This window comes from Actinacidiphila yeochonensis CN732, from assembly GCF_000745345.1.
Lineage (GTDB): Bacteria > Actinomycetota > Actinomycetes > Streptomycetales > Streptomycetaceae > Actinacidiphila > Actinacidiphila yeochonensis.
This window is the reverse complement of sequence record NZ_JQNR01000005.1, coordinates 467,863-480,184: the sequence shown is the minus strand read 5'-3', so window position 1 is coordinate 480,184 and position 12,322 is coordinate 467,863. Positions and strand designations below refer to the sequence as shown.

The following is a 12,322-nucleotide window of genomic DNA, read 5'->3' as shown; positions in this document are numbered from 1 at the left end:
CCGGGCCCGGGGCGGCCGGGTTCGGAAGCAGCGATCGAGCAGCAGGAGGAGCACGTCATGCCCGTCAGCACCTCAACGGGGCCCGTCCCGCCCGGCACGGACCGGGGTTCCGTGCTGGGACGACTCGCCCTCGTCGAGCTGAGACTCTTCGTCCGGGAGCGGGTGGGCCCGGTCTTCGCGGTCGGGCTGCCGCTGGCGCTGCTGGTCGTCTTCGGCAACATCCCCTACTACAACCAGCGTCGTGCGGGCTTCGGCGGCCTCACCCTGCTCGACGTGTACGTCCCGATCCTCGCCGCCTTCGTCCTGGCCACGCTGTCCTTCAACGTCGTGCCCGTGGTGCTGGCCGGCTACCGGGACAAGGGGGTGCTGCGCCGGATGCGCACGACCCCGGTCGGGCCGGCCCGGGTGCTGGCCGCGCAGCTCCTCGTCAACCTGGCGACCGCGGCCGTCTCCGTGGCCGCCCTGCTCCTGGTGGCCCGGCTGGCGTTCGGGGTGCCGCTGCCGCGCCAGGCCGGCGGGTACCTGGTCGGCATCGTGCTGGCCGCGCTCGCCCTCGTCGCCATCGGCCTGTTCGTCGTCGCGGTCTCGCCCGACGGCCGGGTCGCCAACGCCGTGGGCGCCGCGCTCTTCTACGGGCTGATGTTCTTCGCCGGGCTGTTCCTCCCGATGGCCGCCATGCCCCCGGTCCTGCGGAACGTCAGCCGGTTCACCCCGCTCGGCGCGGCCGTGCAGGCGCTGAGCGACGCGACGCAGGGCCACTGGCCGCATCCGCTCCAGATCGTCGCCCTCGCCGGTTACGCCGCCGTCTTCGGGGCCGGAGCGGTTAAATGGTTCCGCTGGGAGTGAGCGCGACCCGGGGGACGCCGATGAGCAGGGCGGAATCGCTTGCCCGGTTGGGCGGGCAGGACGCGCGGCTGCTTCCGCTGGTGACGATCGTTCCGTACGGGCTGCTGGCCGCCCTCGTCGTCGTCACCGTGGTCGTCAGGCGCGGGGCGGGCGGCGCGCTCCTGGTCGACCTCTGCCTGTGCGCCGCGGTCGCGGTGTGGATGCTGTGGATGTTCACCCTGCACCCCGCGTGGTGGGAACGGCCCGGGGTGATGGGGCTGTTCTTCGCCGGGCTGGTCGTGCTCAACGGCGTCCTCGTCGTCCGCGATCCGTGGTTCGGCATCTTCACGCCCGCCTGCTACGCCTACGCGTTCGGCCTGCTGCCCTGGCCGTGGCGGCTCCCGGGGGTGGCCGCGGTCGCGCTGGAAGCCGGCAGCGCCCAGGCGTCCGCCGTGCCCAAGGACAGCGCCGTCGGCGCCATCGCCTTCGGCGCGGTGCTGGCCGTCAACGTGGTCGGCATGTGCGGGGCGGCCTGGTGGGAGTGGGACGTCGAGCGGAAGAACGAGGAGCGGCAGACCGCGCTGGAGCAGGTGCGGGAGGCCAACCGCCGGCTCCAGGAGACGCTGGCCGGGAACGCCGCGCTGCACCGGCGGCTGGTGGTCCAGGCGCGGGAGGCCGGGGTCCTCGACGAACGGCAGCGGATGGCCCGGGAGATCCACGACACGCTGGCGCAGGGCCTGATCGGGATCGTCACCCAGTTGCAGGCCGCCGAGCAGGCCGCCGAGCAGGCGGGCGACCACGTGGGTGGCGGGGCGGTGCCGTCAGTGCGGGTGGTCCGGGTGGTCCGGGTGGTCCGGGCAGTGCGGGTGGTCCGGGCGGCGTTCCGGACCGCTGGCGGGCGCACCTCGCGGCGGCCACCCGGCTGGCCCGGGAGAGCCTGGCCGAGGCCCGTCGCTCGGTGGACGCGCTGCGGCCGCAGCCGCTGGAGACCGCCGGGCTGGGGGAGGCCCTGGCCGGGGTGGCCGAGCGCTGGTCCGCCCTGCACGGCGTGGCCGTGCGGGTCACCACCACGGGGACGGCCCGGCCGATGCCGCCGGAGGCCGAACTGGCCCTGCTGCGGGCGGCGCAGGAGGCGCTGGCCAACGTGGCCCGGCACGCCGGCGCCGCCACCGTCGCCCTGACACTGGGCTATCTGGAGGACGAGGTGACGTTGGACGTGTGCGACGACGGCCGCGGTTTCGGGAGCGCCCCGGCCGCCCCGGCCCCGACGGCCGGGGCGGCCGGCGGGTTCGGGCTGGAGGCGATGCGGGAGCGGATCGAGGGGGTGTCCGGCACCCTGCGGGTCCGGTCGGAACTGGGCGCGGGCACGACCGTCTCCGCGCGGGTCCCGCACGGGATCGCCGGGGTGGGCGCGTGAACTCCCCGGTACCGGCCCCCGCCCCGGCCCCGGTCCCGATCAGGCTGCTGGTCGTCGACGACCACCCCGTGGTCAGGGACGGCCTGATCGGGATGTTCGCCGCCGACCCGGCGTTCGAGGTGGTGGGCGAGGCGGCCGACGGCGCCGAGGCGGTCCGGCTGGCCGGCGGCCTCGTACCGGACGTCGTCCTGATGGACCTGCGCATGCCCGGCACGGACGGCGTGACCGCGATCACCGAGCTGGCCAGGGCCGGCAGTTCCGCCCGGGTCCTGGTGCTGACCACCTACGACTCCGACGCCTACGTCCTCCCGGCGATCGAGGCGGGGGCCACCGGCTACCTCCTCAAGGACGCGCCCCGGGCCGAGCTGCTGCGCGCGGTGCGGGCCGCCGCCAACCGCGAGGCGGTGCTCGCGCCCTCGGTCGCGGCCCGGCTGATGGACCGGGTCCGCACGCCCGGCCCGGCGCTGCTGAGCCCGCGGGAGCTGGAGGTCCTGACGTGGGTGGCTGCCGGGGCCACCAACCGCGAGGTGGCCGCCCGGCTGCTGATCAGCGAGGCCACGGTGAAGACCCATCTGCTGAACGCCTACGGCAAGTTGGGCGTCGGCGACCGCGCCGCCGCCGTGGCCGAGGCGTTCAACCGCGGCCTGCTCACCCCGCGCAGGCCGCCGCAGCAGTCCTGACGCGGCACCATGTCGGTGGTGTCGGGAGGAGGATCGGAGGAGTTTTCGACGTGCCGGGTGTGCGAGGCGGAAGGGCGGGTAAGCGCCTTCAGGACACAGCCGGCGACGTTGGGTGATCACATGACGGCAACCACGTACGGTGCGGGTACGACGGCCACCGGGTCGGCGCGGGCCGGCCACGGCGAAGCGGCCCTCGAAGGGCTGCCGGTCGTCGAGGAGGCCGTGAAGGTCGCACCGAAGGACGCCCGGGAGCTGTCGCGGCTGTACTTCGACCGGTTGCGGACCCTGGAAGAGGGCACCCCGGAGTACAGCCACGTGCGCGGCACCCTGATCGAGATGAACATGTCCCTGGTGCGCTTCTGCTCGCGGCGGTTCCAAAGCCGTGGCCAGGAGGAGATGGAGGACGTCCTCCAGGTCGGCACCGTGGGGCTGATCAAGGCCATCGACCGCTTCGACCTCTCCCGGGAGGTGGAGTTCACCACCTTCGCCGTCCCGTACATCGTCGGCGAGATGAAACGGTTCTTCCGCGACACGTCCTGGGCCGTGCACGTCCCCCGGCGGCTCCAGGAGCTGCGGCTGGAGCTGGCCAAGGCCCGCGACCACCTCACCGCCACCCTGGACGCGCCGCCCACCGTCGCCGAACTCGCCGCCCATCTGGGCATCACCGAGGAGGAGGCCGTCGAGGGGCTGGTCGCCGCCAACGGCTACACCGCCGGCTCCATCGACCTGCCCGCCGACGGTGAGGACGGCGACGGAAGCAGCCGCTCCTACGCCGACACCATCGGCGGCCCGGACCCGGCGATGGAACTCGTCGAGGACTTCCGCGCGTTGGCGCCGATGCTGGAGCGGCTGACCGAGCGGGAGAGGCTGATCCTGCGGCTGCGCTTCGGCCAGGAGATGACCCAGGCGGAGATCGGCGCCGAACTCGGCTACTCCCAGATGCACGTCTCCCGGCTGCTCTCCCGCACCCTCGCCAAGCTCCGCGCCGGGATGCTCACCGACAGGTAGGGCCGACAGGTAGCGCCGACAGGCGGACCGGCCGCGGACCGGCCCGGGGCGGCGCCGGGCCCGGCGGTACCGCTGCTCAGATTCCGCCCGGCGCGGACCGGCCCGGGCGGAGGTAGACGGTCCAGGTGACCGCGGAGCAGACCGCGTACACCGCGAGGAAGGCCAGGTAGGCGTCGTCGCCGGTGGCGGTGGCCAGGAAGGACTGGCGGAAGGCGATGTTCACCAGCACCCCGCCGAACGCGCCGATCGCGCCCGCCAGGCCGATGAGCGCCGACGACCGGCGGCGGGCGTCGTGCTCCGCGGTCTCCGGGTCCGCGCCCGACGCGACGGCGGACCGGGCCCTGGCCTGGAAGACGGCCGGGATCATCGTGTAGGTCGAGCCGTTGCCGACGCCGCTCAGCACGAAGAGGGCGGTGAAGCCGGTGAGGAACAGCGGCAGCGAGCCCGCCCGCGAGGCGGCCAGCACCAGCCCCGCGCCCGCGGCCATCGCGGCGAACGTCCACAGCGTCACCCGGGCACCGCCCCAGCGGTCCGCCATCCTCCCGCCGACCGGGCGCGCCAGCGAACCGAGCAGGGGCCCCAGGAAGGTCAGGTAGGCGGCCTTGACGGGGGTGTCGAACTGGTCGTGGAACTGCACCTGGAGCACCTGCCCGAAGGCGAAGCCGAAGCCGATGAACGAGCCGAAGGTGCCGATGTAGAGCAGCGACATCACCCAGCTGTGCGGGTCCCCGGCGACCTCGCGCAGCGCCCGCCGGTCGCTGCTGAGCGAGGCGAGGTTGTCCATCCGCAGGGCCGCGCCCAGCGCCGCCAGCACGATCAGCGGCAGGTAGGCCAGCGGCACCAGCCTCGGGTGCCCGGCGCCCGCCGTGGCCAGCACCAGCAGGCCGACCAACTGGACCACCGGGACCCCGAGGTTGCCGCCGCCGGCGTTGACGCCCAGCGCCCAGCCCTTGAGCCGCTGCGGGTAGAAGGCGTTGATGTTCGCCATCGACGAGGCGAAGTTGCCGCCGCCGACGCCCGCGACGCAGGCCACCGCCAGCAGCGTCCCGTAGGACACCCCGGGGTGCAGGACGGCCCCGGCCAGCAGGGTGGGGACGAGCAGCAGCAGCGCGCTCACCACCGTCCAGTTGCGGCCGCCGAACCTCGCCACAGCGAAGGTGTACGGCAGCCGCAGCGTCGCGCCGAGCGCCGTCGGCAGTGCGGTGAGGGTGAACTTCCCCGCCGCGTCGATGTGGTACTCCGGCCCGAGGAACAGCACCAGCACCGACCACAGGCTCCACACCGAGAAGCCGACGTGCTCGGAGAGCACCGAGAGGACCAGGTTGCGGCGGGCGACCGCGGCGCCCCCGGCCGCCCAGAACGCCTCGTCCTCCGGGCGCCAGTCCGTGACGCTGCGCCGCCGGGCCCGGCCGGCCGCGGCGGCCGGGCCCGCCACGGCGCCGGGGCCGCTCCGACGCCCCTGTCGGAGTCCGGCCCCGTCCTGTCCGTGCCTCCCGTCCTGTCCGTGCCTCCCGTCCTGTCCGTGCCTCCTGTGCCGTCCGTTCCGACGACCGTGCTCATCGGTGGTCACCCGCCTCGTCCGATTCGGTGGTTGGTCCGGCCTGCCCGCGCCGTCCCGGGCGACGCTACGAGCGGGAGGTTTCGCCGGCCGCCGCGCCGCCGGTCGAACGTGCTACGGGCCGTGCACTCACGCCCCGGCCGGCTGTGAGGGCTGCGCCGGGGCGGGCCGCGGCGCGGGACGCGGGGCCTCGGCCGCCGTGCCGCGCACCGGCCAGACCCGCAGGACGGCGGGCGTGCCGTCGGGGGCGGTCTCCTCGTCGAGGCAGCGCCCGTCGCGCAGGTCGAAGACCTGCTTGTACATCGGCGAGGCCACCGTCGGGGCGTCTCCGCGGCTGCCGAGGATGCCGCGGGAGATGACGTACGCGCCACTGAACGGGTCGCGGTTGTCGAGCGCGTGCAGGCCGCCGGCGCGGTCGAGGAAGACGGCGACCTGCTCGCCGCCGGCGGTGAGGACCGCCACGCCGCGGCCGGGGACCAGGTCGGCCTGGTCGCAGACCGGTGTCCAGGCGGTGCCGTCGAAGAGTTCCACGGTCCTGCTCACGCGGTGCGCACCTCCAGTCGGGGGCCGGCGACGAGCGCCGGGGTGAGGGGCCGCCCGTCCTCGCCGGGGCGGGCCGGGCGGACCTGGCCGCGTTCGGGGACGAAGGTCACGGCCGGGTCCGGGGTGCCGGGCGCGTTGACGAAGGAGGCGAAGCGGCGTAGCAGCGCGGGGTCGTCCAGCACGGCCGCCCACTCGTCCTGGTAGGCGCCGACGTGCCGTTCCATCAGCGCGTCGAGCTCGGCGCAGATGCCCAGCGAGTCGTCCATGACGACGGCCCGCACGTGGTCCAGGCCGCCCTCGATCCGCTCCAGCCAGGAGGAGGTCCGCTCCAGCCGGTCCGCGGTGCGGATGTAGAACATCAGGAACCGGTCGATGGTGCGGATCAGCGTCTCGCGGTCCAGGTCGGCCGCCAGCAGGTCGGCGTGGCGCGGGGTCGTCCCGCCGTTGCCGCCGATGTGGAGGTTCCAGCCGGAGGAGGTGGCGATGACGCCGAAGTCCTTGCCCTGCGCCTCGGCGCACTCCCGCGCACACCCGGAGACGGCCGACTTGAGCTTGTGCGGGGAGCGCAACCCCCGGTAGCGCAGCTCCAGTTCGATGGCCAGGCCCACCGAGTCCTGCACGCCGTAGCGGCACCAGGTCTCGCCGACGCAGGACTTCACTGTCCGCAGCGACTTGCCGTAGGCGTGGCCGGACTCGAAGCCGGCGTCCACCAGCCGCCGCCATATCTGCGGGAGTTGGTCCACGCGGGCGCCGAAGAGGTCGATCCGCTGGCCGCCGGTGATCTTCGTGTAGAGGCCGAAGTCGCGGGCGATCTCACCGATCGTGATCAGCCCGGCGGGGGTGATCTCGCCGCCCGGGATGCGCGGGACGACGGAGTAGGAGCCGTTGCGCTGGATGTTGGCGAGGAAGTGGTCGTTGGTGTCCTGGAGCGCGGCCTGTTCGCCGTCCAGGATGTGGCCGCCCGCCAGGCCGGCCAGGATCGAGGCGACGGCCGGCTTGCAGACGTCGCAGCCCTCGCCCCGGCCGTGGCCGTCGACCAGGGCGGAGAACGAGGTGATGCCGGTGACCCGGACGATCTCGTAGAGCTCCGCGCGGGTGTGCTCGAAGTGCTCGCACAGTCCGCGCGCGACGCTGACGCCGCCGGCCGCCAGCTCCTCGCTGACGATGGTGGTCAGCGTCTTGACGCAACTGCCGCAGCCGGTACCTGCCTTGGTGCACTTCTTGACCTCGGGGACGGTGTGGCGGCCCTCGTCGCGGACGGCCGCCCTGATCGCGCCCTTGCTGACGTTGTGGCAGGAGCAGACCACGGCGTCGTCCGGCAGCGCGACCGGTCCGGCCGGGCCGAGGCCGGCGGGCAGGACGAGCTGTTCGGGGGCGGTCTCCAGGGGTCTGCCGGCGAGCGCCAGCGGGCGCAGCAGCCCGTACGACTCGGTGTCGCCGACCAGCACGCCGCCGAGCAGCTGACCGGAGCGGCCGATCACCAGCTTGCGGTAGACGCCCGAGCGGCTGTCGCTGTAGAGGACGTCGAGCGCGCCCTCGGCCGCCCCGTGCGCGTCGCCGAAGCTGGCGACGTCCACGCCGAGCAGCTTGAGCTTGGTCGAGGTGTCGGCACCGGTGAAGGCGTGCTCGTCGCGGTAGCCGCCGGCCAGGGCGCGGGCGGCGGTCTCGGCCATCGCGTAGCCGGGGGCGACCAGGCCGTAGACCCGGCCGTCGGCGGCCAGCGCGCACTCGCCGACGGCGTACACGTCCGGGTCCGCGGTGCGGCAGCGCTCGTCGACGACGATGCCGCCGCGTTCGCCGACCGGCAGGCCGCTCTCCCGCGCGAGCTGGTCGCGGGGGCGTACCCCGGCGGAGAAGACCACGAGGTCGGCGGGGAGTTCGCGGCCGTCGGACAGCCGCATGGACCGCACCCGGCCGTCCTCGCCGACGAGCAGCGCCTGGGTGCCCGCGCCGGTGTGCACGTGGACGCCGAGGTCCTCGATCTTCCGCTTGAGCAGCCGGCCGCCGCCCTCGTCGACCTGGATCGCCATCAGCCGCGGCGCGAACTCCACCACGTGCGTCTCCAGGCCGAGCGCGCCGAGCGCCCCCGCCGCCTCCAGGCCGAGCAGGCCGCCGCCGACCACGACGCCGGTCCGGGACCGCTCGGCGTCGGCGCGGATGGCCTCCAGGTCCTCGATGGTGCGGTAGACGTGGCAGCCGGCGGCGTCGTGGCCGGGGACGGGCGGGACGAACGGGTAGGAGCCGGTGGCCAGCACCAGGGCGTCGTAGGGCACCGTCCGGCCGGAGGCGGTGGTGACGGTCCGCGCGGCCCGGTCGATCGCGACGGCCGGGTCGCCCAGCCGCAGGTCGATGCCGTGCTCCGCGAGGAACCCGGGCGGGGTGAGCGACAGCTCCCGCTCGTCGGCTCCGGAGAACCACGAGGTCAGGTGGACCCGGTCGTAGGCCGGGCGGGGCTCCTCGGCGAGCACGGTGACCCGCCACCCGGCGGCGCCGGGCTGCTCGGCCAGCGCCTCCAGGAAGCGCTGGCCGACCATGCCGTGACCGACCACGACGAGGTCCTTCACCGGCTGGGACGTCTGGGGGCGTGGCATCGGGGTCATCGGGCAACTCCCTGGGCGGTCGGGGCGGGCGCGTCGGTGGCTCGGGTGGGCGTGGTCGTGGGTGGGGGTGCCGCCGTGGGGACGGCGGCGGTGAGGAGGTGGAGGGGGAGGCCGGGCAGCGGGTCGTCGTGCTCGTAGGCGCGGGTGAGACCGTCCACGGTCGCCAGGTCGCCGAGGAGGATCGCGCCGACCAGGCGGTCGCCGCGCAGCACGAGCTTCTTGTAGCTGCCGCGGGTGGCGTCGCTCAGCCGCAGCACGTCCAGCTCCGGGTCGGCGGCCGGCTCCTCGTCACCGTGGTGGACCTCGCCGAAGGCCGCGTACTCCAGTGGGCCCGCGGTGAGCCGGGACAGCGGGCGGGAGCCGCCGTAGCGGGCGTGCGGGTCGGCGCCGGACAGCCGCGCGGCGAGCACGTCGGCCTGCTCCCAGGCCGGGCCGGACAGGCCGTGCACCGTGCCGCGGTGCTCGACGCAGTCGCCGACGGCGTACACCCCCGGCGAGGAGGTGGCCAGGGTGTCGTCGACGACGACGCCGGTGCCGACGCGCAGCCCGGCGGCGTGCGCGAGCGCGGTGCGCGGCCGGACCCCGCAGGCGAGGACGACCAGGTCGGTGCCGAGGCGGTAGCCGGTGGCCAGCTCGACGTGCCGGCCGGTGCCGTCGGGGGCGCCTTCCGCGTAGGCGCGGGCGCGGTTGCCGAGGTAGGTCTCGACGCCGAGCCGGCGCAGTCCGGCGCCGAGCGCCGTCGCGGCGTCCTCGTCGAGCTGGCGCTCGATGAGGTGCGGCCCCTGGTGGACGATCTCGACGTCGAGCCCGAGCGCGGCCAGCGCGCGGGCGGCGCTGACGCCGAGCACCCCGCCGCCGACGACCACCGCGCGGCTGGCCGTGGCGGCCGCCTCGGCCAGCCGGACGCAGTCGGCGAGGGTGCGCAGGGTGTGCACGCCCTCGCGCAGCCGGCCGCCCGCCGGATCGCGCAGCCCCCGGACGGGCGGCAGCAGCGGGTTGGCGCCGGTCGCGAGGACGAGGTGGTCCCAGGGCTCGCGGCGGCCGTCGGCGAGCGTCAGGGTGCGGGCGCCGGGGTCCACTGCCACGACCTCGCTGCCGACGTCCAGCCGCGCGGTGCCGGTGGGCAGCGTGATGGCCTCGGCGTCGTAGCGGCCGGTGAGGACGTCGGCGAGCAGGACGCGGTTGTAGGGGGCGCGCGGTTCGGCTCCGTGCAGGGTGACCTCGGCGGTGCCGCCGAGCGCGTGGTGGCGTTCGGCGAACCGCGCGGCGGCCATCCCGCCGCCGACCACCGCGATGCGGCGCCGGGTCACGATGGCGCCCCGGGCGCGGAACCGGGCGTGGGGTGAGAGCCGGGGGAGGGCGGGGGTTCCGGTGTCCGGGCCCGCGCCCGCGCCGCCGCCTCCGCCCGGACCGTCTCGACGCGGACGGCGCAGACCTTGAACTCGGGCATCTTCGACGTCGGGTCCAGCGCCGGGTTGGTGAGGGTGTTGGCCCGGCCGGCACCCGCCCAGTGGAAGGGCATGAACACCGTGTCGGGCCGGATCGTGTCGGTGATCCGGGCCGGCGCGACCGCCCGCCCGCGCCGGGAGGTGACCGCGAGCAACTCGCCTTCAGTGACGTCCAGTCGGCGGGCCAGGAGCGGGTGCAGCTCGACGAAGGGGCCGGGCGCGGCGGAGTTGAGGGCGCTGACGCGCCGGGTCTGGGTGCCGCTCTGGTACTGGGACAGCACGCGTCCGGTGGTCAGGCGGAGCGGGTAGTCGGTGTCGGGCTCCTCCGCCGCCGGGCGGTGGGTGACGGCGCTGAAGCGGGCCCGGCCGTCGGGTGTGGCGAAGGCGTCCAGGAAGAGCCGGGGGGTTCCGGGGTGGTCGGGCGCCGGACAGGGCCAGAAGACGCCGTCCTCGGCCCGGACCCGTTCGTAGGTGATGCCGGAGTAGTCGGCCGGGCCGCCGGCCGAGGCGCGGCGCAGCTCGTCGAAGACCGTCTCCGGGTCGTCGTCGAAGCCCTGCTCGAAGCCGAGCCGCCGGGCGAGCTCGCGGATCAGCCACAGGTCGCCGCGCACGCCCGGCGGCGGGTCCACGGCGCGCCGGCGCAGGACCACCCGGCCTTCGAGGTTGGTCATCGTGCCCGTCTCCTCGGCCCACTGGGCGCTGGGCAGCACCACGTCGGCGAGCTGGGCGGTCTCGGACAGTGCCAGGTCGCTGACCACCAACAGGTCCAGCGCGCGCAGCCGTTCGGTGACATGGGCGGCGCGGGGCGCGGAGACGACCGGGTTGGAGCCCATCACCAGCAGGGCGCGGACGCCGTCCGGGCCGGGCCGCCCGAGGCTGTCCAGCAGCTCGTAGGCCGAACGGCCCGCCCGTGGCAGCGTGGCCGGGTCGACCCCCCAGACCCTGGCGACGTGCTCGCGCGCCGCCGGGTCGTCGATCGACCGGTAGCCGGGGAGCTGGTCCGCCTTCTGGCCGTGCTCGCGCCCGCCCTGCCCGTTCCCCTGGCCGGTCAGGCAGCCGTAGCCGGAGTACGGCCGGCCCGCCTTGCCTGACGCCAGGCACAGGTTGATCCACGCCTTGACGGTGTCGGTGCCCTTGCTCTGCTGCTCCGGGCCGCGCGCGGTCAGTACCATCCCGGTGCGGGCCTGCCCGAAACGGCGTGCGACGTCCCGGAGTTGGGCGGCGGGGACGCCGGTCAGCCGTTCGACACGCTCCGGCCAGTGCGCCATCGCCGCCGCGCGGGCCTCCTCGAAGCCGGTGGTGCGGGCCGCGACGAAGGCGGTGTCCACCATGCCGTCGGCGATCAGCAGGTGCAACAGGCCCAGCGCGAGCGCCAGATCGGCGCCGGGCAGCGACCGCAGGTGGATGTCGGCCTGCTCCGCGGTACGGGTGCGGCGCGGGTCGACCACGATCAACGTGCCTCCGTTCTCCCGCAGTTCGCGGAAGTAGCGGAGCGCCGGCGGCATCGTCTCGGCCGGGTTGCCGCCGACCAGGATCAGGCACTCGGTGTGCGGGATGTCCGCCAGCGGGAAGGGCAGCCCGCGGTCCAGCCCGAAGGCGGCGCGGTTCCCCGCCGCGGCCGAGGACATGCAGAAGCGGCCGTTGTAGTCGATGGTGGCCGTGCCCAGCGCCACCCGGGCGAACTTGCCCAGCTGGTAGGCCTTCTCGTTGGTGAGGCCGCCACCGCCGAAGACGCCCACCGCGTCGGCGCCGTGCTCGGCCCGGACCGCCGCGAAGCCGCCCGCGACCCGGTCCAGCGCCTCGTCCCAGCTCGCCGCCCGCAGCTCACCGCGGTGGCGGCCGTTCCCGCGCTCCCGCAGCAGCGGCGTGGTCAGCCGTGCCGCCGGGTTCAGGAGCGCGGCGGCGTTCTGCCCTTTCCCGCACAACGCCCCCCGGTTGACGGGGAACTCGGGCCGCTCGACCACGAGCGGCAGCGCCCCGCCGGACCCGGACCCGGCGCTGTCCCCGGACCCGGCGCCGCCGTCGGGCACCGCCAGGCGCATGCCGCACTGCAACGAGCAGTACGGGCAGTGGGTGTCGGTGGTGGTTGCCATGCCACGACCATGACGGCGGGGCGTTACGCTCCCTTGTCACCCGTGTTGCGCCCGGGGTACCCGTCCCTCACGCGGCAAGGGTGACGTGGTGCGGAGCGCGACATCTTCCGTAACACGGAGCCGGGTTGGTCTAACGCGGGCGCGACCGCG

10 protein-coding genes are annotated in these 12,322 nt (G+C 75.0%); 5 read left to right on the top strand and 5 right to left on the bottom strand.

Annotated features, from left to right (window positions below):
- Nucleotides 1–57 precede the first annotated feature (57 nt).
- The 5 genes from BS72_RS14210 to BS72_RS14195 all read left to right on the top strand — a co-directional run bounded on the left by BS72_RS14210 (nucleotide 58) and on the right by BS72_RS14195 (nucleotide 3,930).
- Nucleotides 58–846, top strand: coding sequence for an ABC transporter permease (locus tag BS72_RS14210; RefSeq protein WP_063836070.1), 789 nt, complete (start codon nucleotides 58–60; stop codon nucleotides 844–846).
- Between the two features lie 20 nt (nucleotides 847–866).
- Nucleotides 867–2,006 carry a histidine kinase gene (locus tag BS72_RS39540; protein ID WP_322942244.1) on the top strand — a complete coding sequence of 380 codons (1,140 nt, stop codon included), beginning with the start codon at nucleotides 867–869 and terminating at the stop codon, nucleotides 2,004–2,006.
- A complete protein-coding gene (locus tag BS72_RS37225; RefSeq protein WP_051951100.1) occupies nucleotides 1,913–2,242 on the top strand; it encodes a sensor histidine kinase in 330 nt (109 codons plus the stop codon). Before BS72_RS39540 ends, BS72_RS37225 begins: the two co-directional genes overlap by 94 nt.
- On the top strand, nucleotides 2,239–2,922 hold the full coding sequence (locus tag BS72_RS14200; protein ID WP_051951099.1) for a response regulator transcription factor: 684 nt from the start codon (nucleotides 2,239–2,241) through the stop codon (nucleotides 2,920–2,922). Before BS72_RS37225 ends, BS72_RS14200 begins: the two co-directional genes overlap by 4 nt.
- 120 nt (nucleotides 2,923–3,042) lie before the next feature.
- Nucleotides 3,043–3,930 (top strand): SigB/SigF/SigG family RNA polymerase sigma factor, encoded by an 888-nt coding sequence (locus BS72_RS14195; protein WP_037910836.1) that lies wholly within the window; start codon nucleotides 3,043–3,045, stop codon nucleotides 3,928–3,930.
- Nucleotides 3,931–4,006: 76 nt separating this feature from the next.
- Here the strand turns inward: BS72_RS14195 and BS72_RS14190 are convergent, their stop codons facing one another.
- From BS72_RS14190 to BS72_RS14170, 5 genes are all read right to left on the bottom strand, one after another.
- Nucleotides 4,007–5,365 carry a nitrate/nitrite transporter gene (locus BS72_RS14190; protein WP_037910833.1) on the bottom strand — a complete coding sequence of 453 codons (1,359 nt, stop codon included), beginning with the start codon at nucleotides 5,363–5,365 and terminating at the stop codon, nucleotides 4,007–4,009.
- 252 nt (nucleotides 5,366–5,617) lie between these two features.
- Nucleotides 5,618–6,031 carry a nitrite reductase (NAD(P)H) small subunit gene (locus BS72_RS14185; RefSeq protein ID WP_078901357.1) on the bottom strand — a complete coding sequence of 138 codons (414 nt, stop codon included), beginning with the start codon at nucleotides 6,029–6,031 and terminating at the stop codon, nucleotides 5,618–5,620.
- Entirely contained in the window at nucleotides 6,028–8,631 is a 2,604-nt protein-coding gene (nirB, locus tag BS72_RS14180; RefSeq protein ID WP_107498786.1) for a nitrite reductase large subunit NirB, read from the bottom strand. The genes BS72_RS14185 and nirB overlap by 4 nt, the downstream gene beginning before the upstream one ends.
- Entirely contained in the window at nucleotides 8,628–9,944 is a 1,317-nt protein-coding gene (locus BS72_RS14175) for an NAD(P)/FAD-dependent oxidoreductase (RefSeq protein ID WP_078901356.1), read from the bottom strand. Before BS72_RS14175 ends, nirB begins: the two co-directional genes overlap by 4 nt.
- Nucleotides 9,938–12,172, bottom strand: coding sequence for a molybdopterin oxidoreductase family protein (locus BS72_RS14170; RefSeq protein ID WP_078901355.1), 2,235 nt, complete (start codon nucleotides 12,170–12,172; stop codon nucleotides 9,938–9,940). The genes BS72_RS14175 and BS72_RS14170 overlap by 7 nt, the downstream gene beginning before the upstream one ends.
- Nucleotides 12,173–12,322: the final 150 nt, after the last annotated feature.